This window comes from Planctomycetia bacterium (assembly GCA_015200345.1).
GTDB lineage: Bacteria > Planctomycetota > Phycisphaerae > UBA1845 > UTPLA1 > PLA3.
In genome coordinates this window covers 1,305,622-1,327,527 of sequence record CP054187.1, presented here as the reverse complement: position 1 = coordinate 1,327,527, position 21,906 = coordinate 1,305,622, and the positions used below count along the sequence as shown (strand labels likewise).

Annotated in this window: 18 protein-coding genes; 14 read left to right on the top strand and 4 right to left on the bottom strand. The window is 63.2% G+C overall.

The window, feature by feature from the left end; all coding sequences use genetic code 11:
* The first annotated feature begins 2 nt into the window (after positions 1-2).
* From HRU71_05580 to rho, 4 genes are all read left to right on the top strand, one after another.
* Entirely contained in the window at positions 3-809 is an 807-nt protein-coding gene (locus tag HRU71_05580; protein ID QOJ02989.1) for an RNA methyltransferase, read from the top strand.
* A 90-nt stretch (positions 810-899) separates the two neighbouring features.
* The gene (locus HRU71_05575; GenBank protein QOJ02988.1) at positions 900-1,391 is read left to right on the top strand and encodes an Hsp20/alpha crystallin family protein; all 492 of its coding nucleotides are present in this window, start codon (positions 900-902) and stop codon (positions 1,389-1,391) included.
* Between the two features lie 347 nt (positions 1,392-1,738).
* On the top strand, positions 1,739-2,008 hold the full coding sequence (locus HRU71_05570) for an acylphosphatase (GenBank protein QOJ02987.1): 270 nt from the start codon (positions 1,739-1,741) through the stop codon (positions 2,006-2,008).
* Between the two features lie 159 nt (positions 2,009-2,167).
* Positions 2,168-3,313: a transcription termination factor Rho gene (gene rho / locus HRU71_05565; protein QOJ02986.1), complete on the top strand. Its 1,146-nt coding sequence runs from the start codon at positions 2,168-2,170 to the stop codon at positions 3,311-3,313.
* Positions 3,314-3,353: 40 nt separating this feature from the next.
* On the opposite strand, the gene HRU71_05560 is transcribed toward rho, so the two are convergent.
* Positions 3,354-5,039, bottom strand: a complete 1,686-nt coding sequence (locus tag HRU71_05560; protein ID QOJ02985.1) for an LptF/LptG family permease — start codon at positions 5,037-5,039, stop codon at positions 3,354-3,356.
* Positions 5,040-5,435: 396 nt separating this feature from the next.
* Between HRU71_05560 and speA the strand changes: the two genes are divergently transcribed.
* From speA to asnB, 10 genes are all read left to right on the top strand, one after another.
* Entirely contained in the window at positions 5,436-7,376 is a 1,941-nt protein-coding gene (speA, locus tag HRU71_05555) for a biosynthetic arginine decarboxylase (GenBank protein ID QOJ02984.1), read from the top strand.
* A gap of 298 nt (positions 7,377-7,674) precedes the next feature.
* Positions 7,675-7,896: a ferredoxin family protein gene (locus HRU71_05550; GenBank protein ID QOJ02983.1), complete on the top strand. Its 222-nt coding sequence runs from the start codon at positions 7,675-7,677 to the stop codon at positions 7,894-7,896.
* Positions 7,897-7,918: 22 nt separating this feature from the next.
* Positions 7,919-9,100 (top strand): 3-methyl-2-oxobutanoate dehydrogenase subunit VorB, encoded by a 1,182-nt coding sequence (vorB, locus tag HRU71_05545; GenBank protein ID QOJ02982.1) that lies wholly within the window; start codon positions 7,919-7,921, stop codon positions 9,098-9,100.
* 25 nt (positions 9,101-9,125) lie between these two features.
* Entirely contained in the window at positions 9,126-9,968 is an 843-nt protein-coding gene (locus tag HRU71_05540) for a 2-oxoglutarate oxidoreductase (protein QOJ04927.1), read from the top strand.
* Entirely contained in the window at positions 9,965-10,552 is a 588-nt protein-coding gene (locus HRU71_05535; protein QOJ02981.1) for a 2-oxoacid:acceptor oxidoreductase family protein, read from the top strand. Before HRU71_05540 ends, HRU71_05535 begins: the two co-directional genes overlap by 4 nt.
* 36 nt (positions 10,553-10,588) lie before the next feature.
* Positions 10,589-10,837 (top strand): hypothetical protein, encoded by a 249-nt coding sequence (locus HRU71_05530; GenBank protein ID QOJ02980.1) that lies wholly within the window; start codon positions 10,589-10,591, stop codon positions 10,835-10,837.
* Positions 10,838-11,096: 259 nt separating this feature from the next.
* Positions 11,097-13,997: a fibronectin type III domain-containing protein gene (locus HRU71_05525; protein ID QOJ02979.1), complete on the top strand. Its 2,901-nt coding sequence runs from the start codon at positions 11,097-11,099 to the stop codon at positions 13,995-13,997.
* Positions 13,998-14,042: 45 nt separating this feature from the next.
* Positions 14,043-16,019, top strand: coding sequence for a fibronectin type III domain-containing protein (locus HRU71_05520; GenBank protein QOJ02978.1), 1,977 nt, complete (start codon positions 14,043-14,045; stop codon positions 16,017-16,019).
* Between the two features lie 164 nt (positions 16,020-16,183).
* A complete protein-coding gene (gene fsa / locus HRU71_05515) occupies positions 16,184-16,831 on the top strand; it encodes a fructose-6-phosphate aldolase (protein QOJ02977.1) in 648 nt (215 codons plus the stop codon).
* 39 nt (positions 16,832-16,870) lie between these two features.
* Positions 16,871-18,805, top strand: a complete 1,935-nt coding sequence (gene asnB, locus HRU71_05510) for an asparagine synthase (glutamine-hydrolyzing) (protein ID QOJ02976.1) — start codon at positions 16,871-16,873, stop codon at positions 18,803-18,805.
* On the opposite strand, the gene HRU71_05505 is transcribed toward asnB, so the two are convergent.
* From HRU71_05505 to HRU71_05495, 3 genes are all read right to left on the bottom strand, one after another.
* Positions 18,802-19,299: a hypothetical protein gene (locus tag HRU71_05505; GenBank protein ID QOJ02975.1), complete on the bottom strand. Its 498-nt coding sequence runs from the start codon at positions 19,297-19,299 to the stop codon at positions 18,802-18,804. The two genes, asnB and HRU71_05505, sit on opposite strands and share 4 nt — an antisense overlap.
* Positions 19,300-19,497: 198 nt before the next feature.
* Complete coding sequence (locus HRU71_05500) at positions 19,498-20,127, bottom strand: lamin tail domain-containing protein (GenBank protein QOJ02974.1); 630 nt, start codon at positions 20,125-20,127, stop codon at positions 19,498-19,500.
* Positions 20,128-20,708: 581 nt separating this feature from the next.
* Positions 20,709-21,833 carry a CofH family radical SAM protein gene (locus tag HRU71_05495; GenBank protein QOJ04926.1) on the bottom strand — a complete coding sequence of 375 codons (1,125 nt, stop codon included), beginning with the start codon at positions 21,831-21,833 and terminating at the stop codon, positions 20,709-20,711.
* Between the last annotated feature and the right edge of the window lie 73 nt (positions 21,834-21,906).

The following is a 21,906-nucleotide window of genomic DNA, read 5'->3' as shown; positions in this document are numbered from 1 at the left end:
CGGTGATCACCAGTGCCTCGAACGAGCGCATCAAGGAACTGCTTCGGCTGCGGCGGCGGTCTCGCGGCGGGGAGGAAGTCCTGATTGACGGCGTGCGGGAGATTTCGCGTGCGGCGGCGGCGGGGGCGGCGATCCTTGAATTATACTATTGTAAAGAATTGTGGGAAGCCGCTCCTGGCGGGGCGCTGGTGAACGCGGTGCAGGCAACCGGGGCGCGGGCCGTGGAAGTGGCGCGGCCGGTGTTTGAGAAGATTCGCTACGGCGACCGGACCGGCGGCGTGCTGGCGGTGGCGCGGCGGCCTCATCGCACGCTCGATGGATTGAGGCTCTCATCGTCGCCGCTGGTTGCGGTCTTAGAAGGCGTGGAGAAGCCGGGCAATCTCGGAGCGATCGTGCGAACGGCCGACGGAGCCGGCGTCGAGGCGGTGATCGTCGTGGATTCGGCGATCGACGTGTACGGTCCGAATGCGATCCGGGCGAGCGTGTCGACAATCTTCTCGTTGCCGGTGGTGGAGACGACGGCGTCCGCGGCGAGGGCGTGGGTGTTGACGCGGGGCATGCAGGCGGTCGCGGCCGATCCGGCGGCGGACGAAATATACACGAATATTGATTTGGCTCGGCCGACGGCGTTGGTGTATGGCAGCGAATCGCGCGGGTTGTCCGGCGTCTGGCGCGGTGCGGAAACACGGCTCGTGCGCGTGCCCATGGCGGGCCTGGCCGACAGCCTGAACGTGGCGACGACGGCGGCGGTGATGTTCTACGAGGCGCGGCGCCAGCGCGGCGAGCGGGGCCGTGCTCGAAGCGATTAGCCGGCGAGCCGGCTCATCGTCCGTGATATAATGAGCTTGTCCGTTCATTCGCGGCGATTTCGTCGCGTGGGGCAGCAGGAGAAATCACTCATGGCAAGTTTCCCGTTTCCGTCGGATTGGCCGTTCAACGTGCAGGGGGTGCGGAACGAGGTGGATCGGCTGCTGGATCGTGTGTGGCATCTGGGCTTGAGCACCGCGCCGCTTGATGGTCAGGACTGGGCGCCGTGCCTGGATCTCTTCGAGGAGGCGGATCGGTACATCGTCCGAGCCGAGTTGCCGGGCATGGCGGCGGAAGACGTTTCGGTCGAGATGCTGGGTCAGACGCTCTCGATTCGCGGGTTCAAGGCCGAGCCTGCGCGGGCGAGTGAAAAACCGGGCGCCGTCGGGGCGGGCGAGAGCCAGGCGGCGTGTCGCAAGCTGCGCGGCGAGTGTCGCTATGGCAGCTTCGCGCGCAAGATCGAACTGCCCGGTCCGGTGAGCGAATCGGGTGTGTCGGCGACCTGTCGCAATGGCGTCCTGGACGTTACGATCCCCAAGGCGCAGAGCAGCCTCGGTAAAACGGTGAAAGTGTCAGCAGGATGACGCCAGGACGTCGCGCTGCTCCGGTCGAGCGCGGCGTACGGAAGCGCGGATGGGAGAACATGAGCGCGTTTACTTCGACGCGCCTTTGGCCTTCATGGCTTTGGCCTTGGCCTTGAGGCGGGCTTTGCGTTTCTTGTGTTTTTTCAGGGCGTTCTTGGCTTTCTTGTACATTCGTTCAGGCTCCACGCGGGCTGGGTATTGACGTCATCGGCATGGAGCATACCACGGCGGCGCGACGGCTGGCAAGACGGTGCCGCGCTTGCGGGCGGGGATTTGCCGCCCTATCATGCCTTGGCGGGCTGTGGGAACGGTCATTCGTTTGAGCGGATGTCCGGCGGCCTGTCTTCATGATTCGTCGAACCGTCCATTTTTCCGGTCGCGTGCAGGGTGTGGGGTTCCGGTTCACGGCGCACAGCCTTGCCAGGAAGTTTCCGGTTTGCGGGTACGTCAAGAATCTGCCGGACGGCCGGGTCGAAGCAGTCGTGGAAGGGGATCGCGACGCCATCGAGCGTTTTCTGGCCGACGTGCAGAAGGAGATGTCTGGCCATATACGCGAGGTGATCGCGCACGACAGCGCGGCGACGGGTCAGTTCGTCGGATTTGAGGTTCGTTATTGAGTGCAAGCTTCGGGCGGATCGGCCGAAGCGTTCGTGGGGAAGCGACGCACCGCGCGGCGGATCGGACATTATCGCGCGAGGCGCCGGCGCTCAAACCAGTTTCTTGGATCGGAATTGTCCGCGCCCTGGGGGGGGGGCGGACCAGCGGGAATCGAATTGATGCAGCCAAATGAACAAGTCGTCGAGGGCACGTTGGAAATCGCGGGCAACGGGCCGGGGTATCTTCGCGACCCGAAGCGCAATTACACGGTTTCACCGAATGATCCGCAGGTGCCACGCGACCTTATCCAGCGATTCAAGCTTCGCGGCGGTGAGGCGCTCACCGCGACGGCCAACCGCGGTCGCAAAGGAAACGGCCCGCTGACGGTGTCGTTCATCAAGGAAATTTGCGGTCAGCATCCGGGGGCCTGGGCGAAGGTATTGCCCTTCGAAGAGCTGCCGGTTGTCCACCCCACGGAGATCCTCAAGTTCGAAACGCCGGGCGGGCCGATGTCGACGCGCATCGTCGATTTGCTGGCGCCGATCGGCAAGGGCCAGCGCGGCCTGATCGTCGCGCCGCCACGCACCGGCAAGACCGTTCTGCTGCGGCAGATGGCCGAGGGCATTACCGCCAATCATCCTGAAATCTTCCTGATGATGCTGCTGATCGACGAGCGGCCGGAGGAAGTGACCGAGATGAAGCGGGCGGTGGTCAAAGCGCCGGGCGGCTGGCAGCACGGCGCGCCGGAGGTCGTGTATTCGAGCAACGATCACGACGCGAAGAGCCACGGGCGCATCGCGAAGCTGATGATCGAGAAGGCCAAGCGGCATCTGGAGATGGGCGAGGACGTGCTGATTCTGCTGGATTCGCTGACGCGCCTGGGCCGGGCGTTTAATACACTTGTAGGAAACAGCGGTCGCACGATGACCGGCGGGCTGGACATCCGGGCGCTGGAGCTGCCCAAGCAGATGTTCGGCTCGGCGCGCAAGATCGAGAACGGCGGCAGCCTGACGATCATCGCGTCGGTGCTCGTCGAGACCGGCAGCCGGATGGACGATTTCATCTTTCAGGAGTTCAAGGGCACCGGCAACATGGAGCTGGTGCTTAGCCGCGAACTGGCGAACCTGCGCATCTGGCCGGCGATGAACCTGTCCGAAAGCGGCACGCGGAAGGAAGAATTGCTCCTCGGGGCCGAGGGTTACGAGAAAATGTCCCGCGTCCGCCGCCGATTGCTATCCCAGACGCCGCAACGGCAGATGGAAGGCATGATCGACGAATTGAAGAAGTTTGAGACGAACGAGGTATTCCTCAAGAACCTCGCGTAGGCCCGGTCCCCGGCGCACCCATTGATTCTTCGCTGTTTTTTCATCGTCGGAGCACTTTCGTTGCGAAGAACCACACCGCGCCAAACATGAAGGCCGTGCTCGACCACATGACAAGGATGCTTAACCATCCGTATTGCGGTCGATCCGCGAGGTTCCGCCCGATGATCGACGCGATGACGACGAAGGCCATCGGCACGCAACTGATCCCGAACGCGGTCAGCACCTGCCCATTGCGGACAATAATCCCCAGTACCGCGCCGAGCAGGACAATCGCGATCGCGCTGAACGAATACGACATGCGGAAGTGAATCTCGCCGCGAATCTCGGATTGATACTCCTGCATTCGCTTGTAGATCTTCTCGTGCAGTTTGGCCTGTCGCCCCGGCAGCCCGATGCCCGCGTCCGGCTCAAGCATGTCTTCCAGTTTGAAACTCGCCCACCGCGCCGCAAGACCGGGCTGATCCATGTACTCGACGGGCGTCAGCGTCTCCTTCGGCCGCCGCACAATGCGCCCGCCGGGGGTGGGCGGGTCGTCCTGGATCTCGACGTTCCCGTTGAGCGTCACGATGACCAGCGGCCGGTCGCGTTTGAATGAGCTTTTCAATTCGATCACGGCCTCGTCGGCGCGGAGGATGCGCCGATCCTTGCCGGCTTGTTCGATCAGCTTCACCTGCTTCACTTCGGGTCGGCCGTCATCGGGATTGATCCGCCAGGTCCCGGCGGTCAGTTCCATGGAGAATTTTGACTTCTCCGAGCCGACGAGGGTGAAGGGCTTTCCCGCCGAGAGGGCGGCGTCGATGTCCTGCGCGAGAAACAGCGTCATCATCTCGCGGGCCAGGCCCCAGAGCCGATCCTGCAGTTCGGGAATCACAATCGGTTTTTCCATGAACTTCAGCAGCGTGAGCAGGTCTTCAAACTTGGTCTTGCGCTTGATCGGCAGGGCGATCTCGATTGGGCCGAGGATCTGATGACGCAACTCGTAATACTGCCGCCGCGTGGCGTCGAAGGTGCGCACCCCCTGCAAATCCACGGTGATCTTGGGCGACGGGCTTTCGGCCGTGCCGGGGTCGAAGTCGATGATCGTGTCGTCGGCCGTTCCGTACCGCATGACCTCCTGGTCCTCAATTTCGAGGAACGAGACGCCGATCAGTCGCAGGTAGGTGTGGTGTGGCTGGATGGGAATGGGGGCATCGGAGCCGGGGACGGCATCGGATTCGTTCGAGGCGATCGAGAGCGAGTTGGCGGCGGGTTGCGAGGCGAGCGCAGCGATCATTTGGGCCGGGTCCAGCTTCTCAAAACCGTTGGCCATAATCCGGTATTTGCCGAACGCCAGCGGCTTTGCCTTCTGAAACTGGTACAGCACGATGGCGGGCAGATCTTTGCGTGTGATTTGTTCGATGGCGGCGGACAGGCCCGGGATCATGAAGTTCCAGGAGACCAGCGTGAAAAGCGTGACGAAGACCCCGAGCAGACCGGCGGAAAGCAGCAGGCGGTGAACGTTGATGCCGGCGGCGCGGGCGGCGAGCACTTCGTTATCGGCGGATGCCCGGCCGTAGGTGATGGTGGCGGAGAACAGTGCGGCGACGGGAAGTATGAGCGTCACGGCGACGGGCGTGAGAAAAGCGAAGACTTTGGCCATTTCCTCGGCGCCGATGCCCTCTCCGCGGAAGATGTTGGCGACCCCCCCGCCCATGACCATGAGAATGGTCAATGCGACCGCAGTCATGAGGAAAGCCTTGAGGAGTTCTCGGCCGAAGTAGGTGTGAAGGGTGCGCATGAGCGATGGGAGAGAGTCTAAGGGGGCTTGGACACGGGTCAAGAAAGTGTGAATGGGGCGGCCTGCTGAAAAGTTTTTGGCGTCGAAGGCGGCATCCGGCTTGACTCGCCGGTTGGAGAATGCTCTCATATTCCATTGCACGGCGTCGTTTCCGCGCAACCGGAGGAATCAGGCGAGGTTGCGGATCGGCAGCGCCGCGGGGCATGGACGGGCCCGATCAACGCCGGACATTCCACCAAGCCAGCAGCCGCGAACCGCCACCCGCACCCTCGTTGCGATTCCTGACTCGAGCTGGCGGCGAATCAAACCGACAAAGGACTTATTCTCCTTCAGGGAAATCAATTGATGGCCAACATTCTCAAAACGGCGCCTGCGCGATCGGACATGCTGCACAAATGGTCGATCGCGGACTCGCTGGACCTGTACAACGTCTTGCAATGGGGCGCGGGGTTCTTCGGCATCAACGAGAAGGGCAACGTGACGGTCTCGGCGCGCGGCGCCGGAGGCCCGTCGCTCGACTTGAAGGAACTGGTGGACGAGCTGATCCAGCGCGGCATCGAAGCGCCGATTCTCATTCGCTTCTCGGACATTCTCCGCTCGCGCATCCAGCAGCTTTGCGAGGCATTCGCCAAGTCGATCGCCGAGCACGAGTACACCGGTTCGTACATGGGCGTGTACCCCATCAAAGTGAACCAGCAGCGCCACGTCGTCGAAGAGATCGTGCAATACGGCGGGCCGTTCTCCTTCGGCCTCGAAGCCGGGTCCAAGCCCGAGTTGCTCGCCGTGCTGGCCATGCTCGAAGCCCGCGAGCCGCTGATCATCTGCAACGGCTACAAGGACAACGAATACATCGACATGGCCCTCTGGGCGACGAGGCTGGGCAAGACGATTGTCCTCGTCGTGGAGGAGTACCAGGAGCTTGTGCGCATCCTGGATCGATCCAATGCGATGAAGGTCCGCCCGAAGATCGGTTTTCGCATGAAGCTGGCCACGCGCGGCTCGGGTCGCTGGCAGGAGTCGGGCGGTTCGAAGTCCAAGTTCGGCCTGACGCTCACGGAAATGCTCAAGGGCGTCGAGCTGCTCCGCAGCGAGGGCATGCTGGACTGCCTGCAACTCACGCACTTCCACATCGGCAGCCAGATCACCAACATCCGATCGATCAAGCAGGCCCTGGCCGAGGGCTGCCGGCTTTATCTCGAATTGACCAAGCTCGGCGCGGGGCTGAAATACTTCGACGTCGGCGGCGGCATGGCCGTGGACTACGACGGCAGCAGCAGCAACTTCCAGTCCAGCGCCAATTACACCATGCAGGAATACGTGAGCGACGTGGTGTCGGCCGTGGCGCAGGCCTGCAACGCGGCCGAGGTGCCGCATCCGACGATCGTCACCGAGTGCGGCCGGGCGATCACGGCGCACCACAGCGTGCTGATCTTCAACGTGCTGGGCGTGACGGAGCAGGCCGAGCACCCGGCGCCGGCGAGCCTGCCGGAAGACGCCCCGCAGGTGTTGCAGAACTTGCTCGAGGCGTACAACTCGATCAGCGCGAAGAATTTCCAGGAAGCCTATCACGACATCCTGCACCTGCGCGACGAGGCCATGAGCGCCTTCAACCTCGGCTACCTCACGATTCAGCAGTGCAGCACGATGGAGGTGATCTTCTGGGCGGCCTGCCGGCGGATCGCGAACATCATGCGCGAGAAGGACTACGTGCCGGACGAGTTGCAGGGACTGGAGGCGATGCTGGCGGATACGTACGTCTGCAATTTCTCCGCGTTTCAGAGCGTGCCCGACTGCTGGGCCGTCGATCAGCTTTTCCCGATCATGCCGATTCACCGGCTGACCGAGGAGCCGACGCGGCGTGGCGTGCTGGCCGACATCACCTGCGACAGCGACGGGAAGATAGACAAGTTTATTGACTTGCGCGACATCAAGAGTTCGCTCGAGCTGCACCCCGTGCAGCAGGGCGACGAGTATTACGTCGGCATCTTCATGACCGGGGCCTACCAGGAAATCCTCGGCGATATGCACAACCTCTTCGGCGACACCAACGCCATCCACGTCACCCTCGGCAACGACGGCGAGTATTTCATCGAGCACGTCGTCGACGGCGACACGATCCAGGAAGTCCTGCAATACGTGCAGTACCCCGCCGAAACCCTCATCGCCAAACTCCGCCGCACGGTGGAGGAGGCCGTCCGCAGCAAGCAGATCACCTTCCACGAGTCGGCCGAGTTCCTGCGACGCTACGAGCAGGGGCTGAAGGGGTACACGTACCTGGCGGAGTAGGGGGAAGGTGCAGACTTGAGGCGTGAGGCGTCAGGATTGAGAGCAGCGTGAGGCTTGAACGTCATTCCCGCACAGGCTGGAATCCGTCTGTGTCGCGCTCGGATAAACGAAGAACGCGCTTTTCAAAGCCATTTTCCACGCCCCGCGCGGGGTTTCTCGCAGGCCTGATACGCATGAAACCGCGTTGCGAACCCTGAATTCGCACTTTTCTCGTTTTCACGACGAATCATTGCACTGGCACCGAAATTGCTTATCTGCTGACCGAGGGTGTGTCGCCCTGGAGAGCGATCCGGCTGTCATGAGTACGCAGATTGATCGTGATCGATGCAAGGGATGCGGGCTGTGCGTGGTGTTCTGCCCGCGGCACATTCTGAAACTCGAAGACGGACTGAATCGGGCGGGGTACCACCCGGCCGTGAATCATGATCTCGACGCGTGCACGGCGTGCGGCCTGTGTGCCGAGATGTGCCCGGAGACGGGCATCCGCGTGACGCGTCGCAAGAAGAAACCCAGGGGCTGATGGCAACAGGATGCGGTTCAACATGCCGGTGCAAGTTGACAACAGACTGTCGGGAGCCGCCGCGATCGACCACCTCACCCCCTCTTCCTCCTCCAGTTCGCGGCGGCTCGTCAAAGGCAACGAAGCCCTCGCCCTCGGCGCGATCGCCGGCGGCGTCGAGTGCTTCTTTGGATATCCGATCACTCCGCAGAACGAAGTGCCAGAGCTGCTGTCGGACCTGATGCCGCGGCTCGGGCGCGTGTTCCTCCAGGCCGAAAGCGAAGTCGCCTCGATCAACATGGTCTACGGCGCGGCCGCCGCGGGCCATCGCGCCATGACCAGCAGCTCCAGCCCCGGCATCAGCCTGATGATGGAGGGCTTGAGCTACATCGCCGGGGCACGCCTGCCCTGCGTGGTGATCAACGTGATGCGCGGCGGGCCGGGTCTGGGCAACATCGCTCCGTCACAGGCCGATTACTTTCAGGCATGCAAGGGCGGCGGCCACGGCGATTACCGCTGCATCGTGCTGGCGCCGTGGAACGTGCAGGAGATGTTCGAATTCCCGCGGATGGCGTTTGAGATCGCCGAGCGCTATCGCATGCCGGTCATGATTCTGGCCGACGCCGTGCTCGGCTCGATGCTTGAGCCGGCGACCGTCCCCGACGAGTTTCCTCCGGCGGTGCATCGCCCGGCAGACTGGGCATGCACCGGTCGCGGCGCACGCAGCCACAAGAACGTGGTCAACTCGCTTTTCTTAAGTGCCGACGAGCTGGAGCGGCACAACCTACTGCTCCAGCGGACCTATCTCGATGCGCAGGCGGAGATTCGCTTTGACACGCGATTCACCGACGACGCCGAGCTGGGCCTCGTCGCGTTCGGTGCGGCGGCGCGCGTCGCGCTTTCTTGCGTCCGGCAATTGCGAGCGGCCGGTCAGCGCGTGGGCCTCTTTCGCCCGCAGACGCTTTTCCCGTTCCCCGCGGAGGCGCTGCGTCGTGCGACGGCCGGCGCGAAACGCCTTGTCGTGTTTGAGCTGAACGCGGGCCAGATGGTGGAGGATGTTCGACTGACGATCAACGGCGCGAAGCCGGTTGAATTCTTTGGGCGCATGGGCGGCGTGATTCCGTCGCCCGAGGAATTGGCGGAGTTCGTGACGCGCCAACTCGCGGGTGATTCGTCGCCGAAGCGCGCGATGGCCACAAGAACCGAGGAGGCCTGCCATGGGTGATCTCTGTGGGCCGACTTGCGAAGAAATGGGGCAGGCACCGGAAGCCTGCGCGGCGGCCAACAACGGCCATGGCGAATGCGAAGTCGTGTTCGACCGGCCCGAGTGCATGACCGACAAGGTGATGCACTACTGCCCGGGTTGCACGCATGGAATTATTCACCGGCTCGTCGGCGAGATGATCGACGAGTTCGGATTGTTTGAGCGCACCGTCGGCGTCTGCCCGGTCGGCTGTTCGGTCTTTGCATTCGAATACTTCCACTTTGACATGATCGAAGCCAGCCACGGGCGGGCGGCGGCGGTGGCGACGGCCGTGAAGCGGGCCGATCCGAATCGGTTCGTGTTCACTTATCAGGGCGACGGCGATCTCGCGGCGATCGGACTCGCGGAGTCGGTCCACGCGGCGGCGCGCGGCGAGAACATCTGCGTGTTCTTCGTGAACAACGGCATCTACGGCATGACCGGCGGTCAGATGGCGCCCACGTCGCTGATCGGACAAAAGACGACGACCTCGCCGCGCGGGCGCGATCCCGGGATCGCCGGGCCGCCGATCGGCGTGTGCGAAATGCTCTCGTCGCTGCCGGCCGTGGCGTACCTGGCGCGCGTGCCGATCACCAGTCCGAAGAACATTCACACGGCGCGGAAGTACATGCGCACGGCGATTCGCGCGCAGCTCGAACGCAAAGGCTTCGCGCTGGTCGAGTTCTTGAGCACCTGCCCGGTGCAATGGGGCATGACGCCGATCAAGGCCATGGAGCACATCGACAAGACGGTCGTGCAGACGTTCAAGCCGGGTGTCTTTATCGACCGCGTGACGCCCCCGAAGGAGACGACTGCGCCGGCGGTCGAAAGGACGGCGGTGGCGCCATGATCCAGCGCGTTCTCATCGCGGGCTTCGGCGGGCAGGGCATCCTGCTCATCGGTCAGATTCTTGCCGACGCCGCCATGAAACAGGGCTATCACACGACGTGGTTCCCGTCGTACGGACCGGAGATGCGCGGCGGCACGGCCAATTGCACGACGATCTTCTCCGACGAGGAAATCGGATCGCCGATTTCCTCGACGTATGACGTTCTCATCGCGATGAACCAGCCTTCGCTGGAGCGATTTATTTCGTCCGTGCGGCTTGGCGGCGCGGTGCTGGTCAATTCGTCGATGGTGCCGATCCGCTGCGACCGAGCCGATGTCACCGCATTGCACGTTCCGGCCTCCGACTTGGCGCGGCAGGCCGGCAGCGAGCGCGTCGCGAACATGGTCATGCTCGGGACGCTGCTGGCGGTGCAGGACGATTTGAAGCAGGAATGGCTGGAGCGCGCCGTGGCGGCGGTGGTCGGCAAGAAGCACGCCGAATTGATCGAGGCCAACCTCGCCGCGATCCGCGCCGGGGCGGCGTATCAGGAGTCGACCGACCAGAGGGCGCCGTCACGCGGCAACCCGATTCTGGCCAGCGGTTAATGGCAAATAACTATCGGCTCGTCCAGAGGTGCCATCATGATGACAACTGAACCTCATCCGACCTCGCATCGAACCCGCTACGACGATGCGCACGACTGGCTGCTGCACAACTGCCACGACCTTCGCTACAAGAAGCTGCTGGAACGCGGCCTGGAGTACGCCGCCGCGGTCGAGCGCGCCGGCATCTGCACCGACGCCAACACGGCCGACGATCTCTACGCGTTTCTGACCGATCCCGGCGCGTGGGAGGCTCGCACCCGCGCGTTTATCACGTCGACCTTGTAGATGGGATTCAGCCGCAGCATGCGGTCCGGATTCGCATTCTCACCGCCGCGCAGGTGAGTTCCGCGCGCCTGCGCCCGGCGTTGAGCCGAGTGTGTACCTTCCACCAAAAAGTGCCCTGGAAGCCGCCAATTCGGGCATCGCCAACGTCCGATTTGCGGGTGCCTGCCAGTTTTTTCTAGTTTCCCGCCACCACAATGAGATAAGATAGAGCGACTCCCGACGGTGAGAGCGTCATAAGGGTGGATACAGGAGCGAGCTGATGCGCAAGCCACTTCCGGCCGTGGTCGCATTCATTTTTGTTGTTTCCGCATTCTCTGGCGCCATTCAGGCAAACCCGAACCCGCCGGTGGATGAGTCGGATGGTTACACCGTCACGGGTGAGCGGCTGGATGAAACGCTGATTGGTCCCTGGATTATTGAATCCAACGAAGAAGTCATCGCACGCGATCAGGCCATGCCGCCGTCGATGCGGAATCCCAAGGCACGGAACGGCGAGCACGGTCAGTGGATTGTTCCGACGCCGCGCGCGGTCAGTCCGACCGGATCGGGCAATTACAACATCACGAACAAGTGGGGCGACACGCGCATGGGCATCGGCTTTCCTCGCCCGGTGCGCCTGCTCGGCGCGCACCTGGGAGGCCAGACGAACCTTTCCGTCACGACTCCCGGTTTGCGCGTGGTCGGCTATTTGCAGGGCAAGGAAGTCGGACGAACGGAATTGATTCGCGGACTGACCCTGGCACCCCAGTGGTTCGATTTCAACATGGACAACGTCGATCGCATCGTGTTTGAGGCCGAGGCGGCCCAGGCCGACGCCGGATGGTTCACGCTGGACGATTTGACGTATGTCGATATACCGGCGCCGGGCGAGGCGTTTGGCCAGGCGACCATCATCGATTTTGACGATCTGCGCTACAACTATAAGCTCACCGGCTCGGGATACCGCGGCCTGACCTGGGAAGAGGGCAGTGGACCGATTCCGGAAGCCGATCCGGTCGATGCGAACATCCTTCCGGCGCCGGCGGCCCCCGTCGATCGGCAGCCTGTGGATGCGTCCTCGAACACCGACAACGAAAGCGCCGGCGAGTTCCTGCTGCGGGGCGGCGGCAGTGGTCCGACGCTGCTGGCCGGGTACCAGGGCGTCTTTTCCGGCAGCGATCCCGGGGCGAACTCCATTCCGCCCGACACCTGCGGCGCGATCGGCCCCAGCCACTTCGTAGAAGTCATCAACACCAGCTACGTCGTGTTCAACAAGTCGAACGGGGCGAAGGTGCAAAGCATGAGTCTGACCAGCTTCTTCAACGGCAGCGGTCAGGGCTTTACCGGCGGCGATCCGCGCGTGATCTACGACACGCATTCCGGGCGCTGGATCGTGATCGGAACGAACTTCAACGGGGTAAGCCCGGCGACGATTCACATCGCCGTCTCGACGACGAGCAGCGCGACCGGCAGCTATTTCAAAACTTTCTTTGTCGCCGCCGCGGGCACGGACGCGGCCTGCTGGGTGGACTATCCCACGCTCGGCGTCGATGCGAACGGTATTTACATCGGCGCATACATGGTCGGATGCGGTTTGACGATCTTCGCCATCGACAAGGCGCCGCTGGTCGCGGGCACGGGAATGGGCACGGTCACGGCCTTCCGCGGCATCTCCACGGGTGAAGTGACGCTGCAAGCGGCGCAGGTTTATGGCACCCCCGTGACACCGGGCGGATACATTATTTCGACCCCCTCGGCCAGCTCGTCCAGCATTCGATTTCGCCGCGTGAATCCGCCGATCTCGTCGCCGACCCTGACGACCGTCGCCACCGTGGCGGTCAACTCTTATTCCAGTCCGCCCGATGCGCCGGCGAGCGGCAGTTCCACGCCGCTGGACACCGTCGGCTCGCGCATCATGAATGCCCTCTTTCGCAATGGGTTCTTCTATGCCACCCACTGCATCAACGTCGGCGGGCGCGCCGCCGTGCGCTGGTACAAGTTCCAGCTGAACGCGTCGTCGCCTTTCATCACGCTGAACCAGCAGGGCAATGTCTCCGATGCGACGTTGAGTTACTTCTTCCCGTCGGTCTCCGTCAACGACAACGGACACATGGTCCTGGGCTTTTCGGGTTCCAGCCCGAGCCAGTTCGCCGGCGCGTATTACTGCGGCCGCCTCGTGAACGATCCCGCCGGGCAGACCACGGCGCCGGCGCTGCTGAAGTCCGGCAACGCTTCGTACCAGGTGCTGGACGGTGTGGGGCGAAACCGATGGGGCGACTACAGTCTCACCTCGGTTGATCCCAGTGACAACGACACGCTCTGGACGGTTCAGGAGTACGTCCACGCCGGCAACACCTGGGGGACGTGGCTGGGCAAGTTCACGTTCGCGCCGGTCGATCTGACACCGCCGTTACCCGATCCGATGTCGTTCTCCATCGCGCCAACGACGGTCAGCACCTCATCGGTGTACATGCAGGCGACCGAAGCGACCGACACGGATTCGCCACCGGTGAATTATTACTTCGATTATGTCTCCGGCGCCGGCGGCCACGACAGCATCCAGGCCTCGCGCGACTACACCGATACGGCTCTGCCGCTGGCCAACAGCAACTACACCTATCGCGTGGCCGCGCGAGACAGCGCGACGCCGAACTTCAACCAGACCGGCTTCTCGGTGAATGCCGCGGTGTCCACGGCCATCGAGACGCCCACGGGCGTGTCGTTCGGGACGATTACCGATACATCGGTCGTCGTGAACGCGACCGGCTCGTTCTCCAACCTCGGCTTCCTTCAAACGGGCATGTTCTACGAGATGACGCCGGCTGCGGGCAGCGGGGCCAACGTCTGGGTGACCGGGGCCGGGGCCAACAGCATCACCGTCACGGGGCTGGCGCCCTGCACGCAATACGGTTTTCGCGTGAAGGCGCGTAACTTCCAGGGCATTGAGACCGGTTTCGACAGCGCATCTCCCACGCTCGTACTCACGACCGGTTGCGGCGATTGCGCACTGCTGGGTGATCTCAACTTGAACGGAGCGGTCGAGGGCGGCGACATCGCCGGTTTCGTCGGCGCGAAGCTCGGCAGCCCGGTCGGCGGCACGAATCCGCAATGCGCCGAATATGGCGGAACGCTGGAACAGGACATCGACGCATTCGTGGCCGACCTGCTGGCGACTTCCTGATTACTCTCGCGCGGCAAGAATCAACCGAAAGGTGGAGCAACATTCATGTACAGAACAATCTGGTTATCCGTTGTAGCGAGCCTCGTATCGGCTGCGGTGGTTCAGGCCCAATCGGCGGACGACGGGAGCGTCCGTCGCGCGACCGGGGACGATTCTTCAGATCACACACACCTTCAGTACATCGAGCCGCAGGATCCGATCACGTTCGACGACGAGACCGGTCGCCCGGTCGAATACACGACCGAACGGCGCTGGCGATACATTTGCGGCTCCAGCGTGGATGGCAAGACGGTGGAAGACCTGGCACGCATTGCCGAAGAATCCAAGCGCCTGTTTGAGCAGGGGCCGGTGCTTCAGGTCAGCCAGGGAGCGTTGCGCGGCCCGGGCGGGCTGAACATTGTTTTCAACGTCAGCGGCAGTCCGCCGGCCGGCGCGGTTGAGGCGCTGGAAGCGGTGGCTGTTTACATCGAGAGCCAGTTCAGCGATCCCATTACCGTCACCATTAACATTGGTTTTCAGGCAATGGGGGGAGGCGTCCTCGGCGCAACCAGCTCGGACTACGTCAACAACATCTCGTATTCAACCATCCGGTCCAATCTTCAGACGCTGGACTTCGATGACACGATCCAGACATTCCTTCCGCCGGCGCCGACCTGCCCGGTGCGCTACGACGCCAATTCGGATACGGTGACCAATCAAGCGAGCATGGACATCACCGAGGCCAATTGGGCCGCGATGCGCAACATCACCACCGCCGGCACGAACGGTTCGACGACGTTCAATACGAACTTCACCTTTGATTATGATCCATCCAACGGCGTGGGCGGATTGACGTGTTTCCGCTCGGTTGCGGTGCATGAAGTCGGTCACGCCATGGGCTTTGTGTCGGCGACGGACTTCAATCCCGGCGACATGGAAGGCCTGGACCTGTTCCGATTCCAATTGACCGACGGCGCCTTCGATTACAACCCCGACACGACGGCTGAATTCACGTCGCGACCGCGACTGGTCCACAACAACAACCCGAACGACTCGCATATTTTCGACAACATCCAGGCGGAATACCGCATGGAGGACGGCAGTCCGAATCAGGCGTCGCACTTCCGCGATAATTTCAACATCGGCATCATGGACCCGACGCTCGGCGGCGGCGAGACGTTCTTCCCGAATTACTTTCGCACGGCCGACCTGCGCGCCTTTGACGCCATCGGCTGGGATTATCCGCCGCAGGACCCGGGCGACGTCGATCCGCCGACGCCCAACCCGATGAGCTTCTCCATCAACCCGAACCCGGTCGATCACCAGTCGATTGCGATGCAGGCGACCGAGGCGACCGACAATGAAAGCCCGCCGGCATTTTATAACTTTGACTACGTCTCCGGCGCGGGCGGGCACGACAGCGGCTGGCAGCCCAGCCGTGACTACACCGACGTGGCGCTCCCACAAGCCAACAGCGCCTACACCTATCGCGTGGCCGCGCGGGACAGCTCGCCGAACATCAACCAGACGAGCTACTCGGCGAACATCGGCACCGGCTCGGGCATCCAGACGCCCACCGGCATCTCGTTCGGCACGATCACCGACACGACGATTCAGGTCACCGCCACCGGCACGTTCACCAACATCGGTTTCCTCCAGACCGGCTTCTTCTTCGAGATGACGCCGCCCGCGGGGACCGGCGCGAACGTCTGGGTCACCGGGGCCGGCGCGAACACCATCACCGTCACTGGCCTGACGCCCTGCACGCAATACAGTTTCCGCGTCAAGGCGCGGAACTTCGAGGCCTTCGAGACGCCCTTTAACAGCATATCGGGTACCGTTACGCTGACGACGGGCTGCGCCGAGTGTTCCCTGCTGGGCGATCTGAATCTGAACGGCTTGGTCGAGGGCGGCGACATCGCCGGTTTCGTCGGCGCGAAGCTCGGCAGCCCGGTCGGCGGCACCAATCCGATGTGCGCCGAATATGGCGGAACGCTGGAACAGGACATCGACGCATTCGTGGCCGACCTGCTGGGGTTGTAATCCGCCGGCGTGCCCGCCGCTTTCGCGACAATTCACAGGCTTTCCGAGCAGCGCAGAACGCCGCGCGGGGGGCCTGCGCGCCGTGCGTTGGCTCGGACGCACCTTGCCCGTAAAATGCCGCACGTTGAATCGCACCCTCGCACGGTCACCCACGGGAGCAGCGCATGAAGTTCTTCCTCGACACCGCCAACCTTGATGAGATTCGCGCCGGCGCGGCGCTCGGAATCGTCGACGGCGTCACGACCAATCCGAGCCTCGTCGCCAAGGAGGGCAAGGATTTCAAGACGCTCGTCGGACAAATCTGCGAGATCATCCCCGGCCCCGTTTCGGCCGAGGTCGTCTCCACCACGTGCGATGCGATGGTCAAGGAAGGCCGCGAGTTGTCGAAGATCGCCGAGAACGTGATCGTCAAGCTGCCGACCATTCCCGAAGGCGTGAAAGCGCTGAAAATTCTCGCGGCGGAAGGCGTCAAGACCAATCTCACGCTGGTGTTCCAGCCGATCCAGGCCCTGATCGTCGCCAAGGCCGGGGCGACGTATTGCTCGCCGTTCCTGGGCCGGCTGGACGACATCGGCCAGGACGGCATGGCGTTGATTGATGACATTCGTCTTATCTACGACAACTACGGATTCCGCACCGAGATTCTCGCCGCCAGCCTGCGCCATCCGCTGCACGTCGTCCAGGCGGCCAAGGCCGGCGCCGACATCGGCACCATGCCCTACGGCGTCTTCAAGCAATTGCTCAACCACCCGCTCACCGATATCGGTCTCGAACGATTTCTCAACGATTTCAAAAAGTTGCAGGCGAAATAGCGTTGGCCGCTGCCGCCGCGTCACCCTAAGATCACGCCCATGTGCGGCATCGCCGGTTACATTCGCCCGAAGGGGTTGTTCGACGACGCGGTTCTCGCGCGCATGCTCGAGCGAATCGCCCATCGCGGACCGGACGGCACGGGCACGTGGAAGCGGCCCGACGTCGGTCTGGCCTTCGCGCACAGCCGGCTGAAAGTGCAGGACCTCACGCCCGCGGCCGATCAGCCGATGCACAGCGCCGACGGCTCGACGAGCCTCGTCTACAACGGAGAAATATACAATTTTCGTGAATTGCGCGAGGCGCTGCGTGCCGACGGCGCGACCTTTCATTCCACCGGCGATACGGAAGTCCTGCTGGAACTCTGCCGGCGCGATCCGGCGCTGGGGTTTCTGCCGCGGCTCAACGGCATGTTCGCCTTCGCCGTCTGGCACGCGCCGACGCACACGCTCACCCTCGCGCGCGATCACGCCGGCGTGAAGCCGCTCCTGTACGCCGAGCTCGACGGCGGCCTGGCCTTCGCGTCCGAGCTGGCGGCGATCCGCCCGCCGTTGCGGGGTCTATCGATCGACCCGCGGGCCGTTTACGAATTGCTCTCGCTGGGCTTCATCACCGCACCGCGCACCATCTTTCGGCAGGTGTTCAAACTCCGTCCGGGCCATCTGCTTCGTTGGCGCGACGGCGCGGTGACCATCGAACGATGGTCTCGCCCGCTGCGCCGGCCGGATGCGTCGCTCCCGGCGCAGCCGCACGGTCCGGCCTACACGGCCGCCTGCGAGGAATTGCGAGAGCTCGTCGCCGACGCGGTCGAACATCGCCTTATCGCCGACGTGCCGGTGGGGGTGTTCCTCTCGGGCGGCATTGACTCGGCGATCGTCACGGCCGTCGCCGCGCGGGTGGCAGCGGGGCGGGTGAAGACGTTCTCGGTGACGTTTCCGGGGTTCGCGTATTTTGATGAAAGTCGCTATGCGCGGGCCGTGGCGGCCATGCACCGCACCGATCACACGGAAATCCCGCTGCGCCTCGACGACGTGCGCGAGATCATCCCCACGGTGCAGTCGCACCTGGGCGAGCCGTTCGCCGACAGCAGCGCGCTGCCGACCTATCTGCTTAGTCGCATGACGCGTCAGCACGTGACGGTGGCACTCTCCGGCGACGGGGCCGATGAGCAGTTCGCCGGCTACGCACGCTACGCCGCGGCCACGCTGATCGAGCGCTTCGGCTGGTTCGCGCGCACGCCGCTGTACGGCCCGGCAAGGCGGATGGTTGAAGGTCTGCCCGCCAAACGCGAAACGTTTTTCGGCAAAGTCGCCAGCCAGCTCAAGCGCGCGATGCGAGGCATGGACCCGCGCGGGCCCCATCGTTACGCCAACTGGATGCGTACTTCGGACGCGGCCGCGTTCTCGCGCCTCTTGCACAGGCCCGAGGATTCACCCGCGATCATCGACGATATCGCGCAGATGCTCTGGAGCTTTCGCGGCGAGCCGAAAGACTCGCCCGACTTGAATCATCATCTGCGCGTCGAATGGCAGACGTCATTGCCCGACGACATGCTCACCAAGATCGATCTGATGTCCATGGCCCACGGGCTGGAGGTGCGTTCGCCGTTCATGGATCATCGCGTGGCGGATTTTGTCGCCGGGCTGCCGTGGCGATGGAAGCTCAACGGCTGGCGAAAGAAGTTCATGCTCATCGACGCGTATCGCGATCTGCTGCCGCCGATCCTGCACCACCGCCCCAAGCGCGGGTTCGAGGTGCCCGTCGGCCCGTGGATGCGCGGTCCGCTCAACGGCATGGTGCGCGAGCTTATCGCCGCCGACCGCTGCTTCTTCGGCACGATTCTCGATCGCGGCGGCGCATTGGCCATGCTCGACGAACACACGCGCGGCCGCGCCGATCACAACTATTGCCTCTGGGCGCTGGTATCGCTGCTGGTGTGGCAGCAGGAGCACGCGCGAGACGTAGCAGTGGCTTAGTCGTCGTCTTCGCCGTCCGCCTCGTTGCCTTCCGCGCGGCCGTCGGGCGTGTACTTCACTTCGTGGCGCTTGCCATTCTTCGTGAACTTCACTTCGTAGTGGATGGTTGTCAGCTTCTCGGCATGAAGCTTCGCGTCGCTGCCGGCGGTCTTGCGCACCGCTTCGAGAACCGCCTTCGGCAGCACCTCGGGCGAGATATGCTCTTTCATCTCCACGAGGTCTCCCTGCGCCGTCACCTCGGCCTCGACTTCGCCGTGCGGACCCTTCCACGATCCCTCGTACAGCGTGACGCCGTTCTCGATTTCCATCTCGAACTTGGTGATCACCGCACCCGCCGCGAGCTTTTTCAGCGCTTCCAGAGCAGCTTTGGGCAGATCACTCGCCTGGACCTCTTGCTCTTTCTCATCGCCCGGGCCCTGGGCGAACGCCAGAAAGCCGACACCCAGCAGAAGCGAACCACCGACCAACGACACCATTCTCCATCGCGCGGTCATGGAACACCTACCTTTCTGAATTGCCCGGCAGCACATCCTGTTCATTGGCACCCGGGCGACTTTCTTTGTCCCCCCCAAGCACGGCGCATCATACCGCGCCGCAGCGCCGGCTCGTCAAAAGAAACGACCCGCTGCCGGAAATACCGGAAGCGGGTCGATGGATTTCCAAAACCCTCATGGGTTCAATGAGAACCCGGCTTATCGCCGCCGGCGAATCAGGCTCACGCCGCACAGCGTCAGCAGCGCCAGCGTGCTCGGCTCGGGGACGAACGTGCCGGGGTTGCCCTGATCCAGTCCGGTCGAGAAATACGAACCGTATTCGTCTCCGTCCAGCGCCAGCTTCCACTGGTAGGGGTCGTTCGCGCCGAGGGCCGCGAGCGTGATCGGGTTGCCGCTGCGATTCTGCGTTCGGATCGAGCCGACAAAGTCCTGATCGCCGTATCGAAGGCGATCCACAAGTGTGCACGACGCATCAAAAATGTTGATCGCGTCGTTGCGGCCGAGGTTGTCGGTCACGCCGCCCAGAACGGGCACCGTCGGCGCGAGACTCCACGCCGTGCGGAAGTCGCCCTCCACCGCCTCGGTGAACACGGCCGACTGACCCGGCTGAAGAACACCCAGCGAGCTAAGATCGACCGAGCCGCAGGTGTCGCTGTTGTCGTCGTAGCTCCAGCCGGTCAGGTCGATTGGCGCGCCGCCCATGTTCGTGATTTCCACGAACTCGCCGTTCGCGCCCGAGTACATCCACTCCGTGATCATGATCGACGCCTGCGCTCCGGCTGACATCAATCCCACAAGCAATCCCGCGATGACGATCTGCTTCTTCATGTTTCGTCCCTTCCTCCCGTAATGTGTTCGGTTTGTTCCGTGTCTTCCCATCCGAAAAGCGCCTCGATGCTCGCTGCCTCCGGTTCGACCGGGCGACGATCATCGGAATCCGCCATCCGTTCGTCCTATGCTTGGGAACCTTATCGCATCGGGATTAAGCCCATACGAGGCTGCGGTTAAGAGTCTGTTAAAGTCCGGCATGGAATTCGCGAGTCGGTCCGCCGCCGCCGCGTCGTTACACTCTTTGCCGAAATGGCTTTACGCACGCGTACCCAGCGCTCCCTTCTACTCGGATCCATCGCCCCTCGGATTCATCGCCCCGGTTTAGCTCTGCGAGCTGGTGGGGATCTATTGCCTCGTGATCAGGCAGATCGGCCCCTTCGAGGAAAAAATCCTCACCACCACCGGAATCGTCAGCGCTTGTTCAATCCTCGGTCACGCTGCGGCCGGTGCGGCCTCAAGTTCGCCATCGAGATAAAGGAAGATAACGGTCGTCAATGCGGCTACCTGCTTTATCAGATTCAATCCGCCGTTTGCCGCGAGTGCGGGACGCCGATCGCGTCTTCGGTGAACGAGTCGCTTCACTCGATCGGCCGGTAGTGGTAGTCCCGCTTCACGGCGCGCCAGCCGGCGTCTTCGATCAACCGGCGGATCATGGCTTCGTCGAGGCGATAGGTCGTGCCCGCGGCGCTGACGACGTTCTCCTCCATCATCACGCTACCCATGTCGTTCGCGCCGAAGAACAGGGCAAGCTGCCCGATCTTCGGCCCCATCGTCACCCAGCTTGATTGAATATGTGGTATGTTGTCTAAATAAACCCGCGACAGGGCCAGCATCGTGAGATACTCGTTCGCGTCGGCCAGCAGCAGGTGCTTCCCGTCGTTGAGCGGCCTGCCCGATCGCCCGTGGCGGAATTCCGGCGCGTCCGGCAGCGGCCGCATCCGCCCCAGCGGCGTGTGGTCCGGCTGGAACGTCCAGCAGATGAACGCCCCGAACCCGCCGCCGTTGCCGCGGGCGAGGGACTCGTCCTGCAAATCGCGCAGCAGCCGCAGGTGCTCCAGTCGCTCGTCGAGCGTCTCGATGTGCCCGAACATCATGGTGCAGCTTGTGCGCATGCCAAGAATATGGCACTGCCGCATCACCTCCAGCCACTCGCCGGTCAGCGTCTTGCCGATGCCGATCTTGCCGCGCACCCGGTCGGAGAGAATCTCCCCGCCGCCGCCCGGCACGCTGTCCAGCCCCGCCTCCATCAGCCGCGCCAGCACGTCGTGAAGGCTCATGCCGAAAATCTGCGAGAACGCGAAAATCTCCGGCGGGCTGAACGCGTGAATGTGAATCGTCGGAAAGTTCCGCCGGATGAACCGCATCAGATCGAGATACCACTCGAACGGCAGCCCCGCCTCGCCCTCGCCCGGCACGAGACCGCCTTGCATCAGAATCTGCGTTCCGCCGATCGCGACCAGTTCCTCGATCTTTCGCCCGATCTCGTCGAAACTCAACGTGTACCCGGCGGGCAGATCGGTGCGGCCGCTGGGTTGCCCCGGCACGTCGGCCTTGAAGTTGCAGAAGATGCACTTGGCCGTGCACCAGTTCGCGTAGTTGATGTTGCGATCAACAACGTAGGTGCGGTAGTCCTCGGGATGCAACCGCTGTGTCACGTCGAAGGCACGCCGGCCCAGTTCGTGGATCGACGCGTCGAAGTACATCGCGCGCAGGTCGTCGGTCGAGAGCCGCGACGACGCCTGATCCGCGCCGTGACCGTGAGAAGGCGATGGCACC

Coding starts and splice junctions, on each gene's coding strand:
- HRU71_05500 (QOJ02974.1), bottom strand. CDS start 20,127: ATGAAGAAGCAGATCGTCATCGCGGGATTGCTTGTGGGATTGATGTCA.
- vorB (QOJ02982.1), top strand. CDS start 7,919: ATGCCGGTGCAAGTTGACAACAGACTGTCGGGAGCCGCCGCGATCGAC.
- HRU71_05505 (QOJ02975.1), bottom strand. CDS start 19,299: ATGACCGCGCGATGGAGAATGGTGTCGTTGGTCGGTGGTTCGCTTCTG.
- HRU71_05575 (QOJ02988.1), top strand. CDS start 900: ATGGCAAGTTTCCCGTTTCCGTCGGATTGGCCGTTCAACGTGCAGGGG.
- HRU71_05570 (QOJ02987.1), top strand. CDS start 1,739: ATGATTCGTCGAACCGTCCATTTTTCCGGTCGCGTGCAGGGTGTGGGG.
- HRU71_05550 (QOJ02983.1), top strand. CDS start 7,675: ATGAGTACGCAGATTGATCGTGATCGATGCAAGGGATGCGGGCTGTGC.
- HRU71_05495 (QOJ04926.1), bottom strand. CDS start 21,833: ATGTACTTCGACGCGTCGATCCACGAACTGGGCCGGCGTGCCTTCGAC.
- HRU71_05540 (QOJ04927.1), top strand. CDS start 9,126: ATGGGGCAGGCACCGGAAGCCTGCGCGGCGGCCAACAACGGCCATGGC.
- rho (QOJ02986.1), top strand. CDS start 2,168: ATGCAGCCAAATGAACAAGTCGTCGAGGGCACGTTGGAAATCGCGGGC.
- speA (QOJ02984.1), top strand. CDS start 5,436: ATGGCCAACATTCTCAAAACGGCGCCTGCGCGATCGGACATGCTGCAC.
- HRU71_05560 (QOJ02985.1), bottom strand. CDS start 5,039: ATGACTGCGGTCGCATTGACCATTCTCATGGTCATGGGCGGGGGGGTC.
- asnB (QOJ02976.1), top strand. CDS start 16,871: ATGTGCGGCATCGCCGGTTACATTCGCCCGAAGGGGTTGTTCGACGAC.
- HRU71_05520 (QOJ02978.1), top strand. CDS start 14,043: ATGTACAGAACAATCTGGTTATCCGTTGTAGCGAGCCTCGTATCGGCT.
- HRU71_05535 (QOJ02981.1), top strand. CDS start 9,965: ATGATCCAGCGCGTTCTCATCGCGGGCTTCGGCGGGCAGGGCATCCTG.
- HRU71_05525 (QOJ02979.1), top strand. CDS start 11,097: ATGCGCAAGCCACTTCCGGCCGTGGTCGCATTCATTTTTGTTGTTTCC.
- fsa (QOJ02977.1), top strand. CDS start 16,184: ATGAAGTTCTTCCTCGACACCGCCAACCTTGATGAGATTCGCGCCGGC.
- HRU71_05530 (QOJ02980.1), top strand. CDS start 10,589: ATGATGACAACTGAACCTCATCCGACCTCGCATCGAACCCGCTACGAC.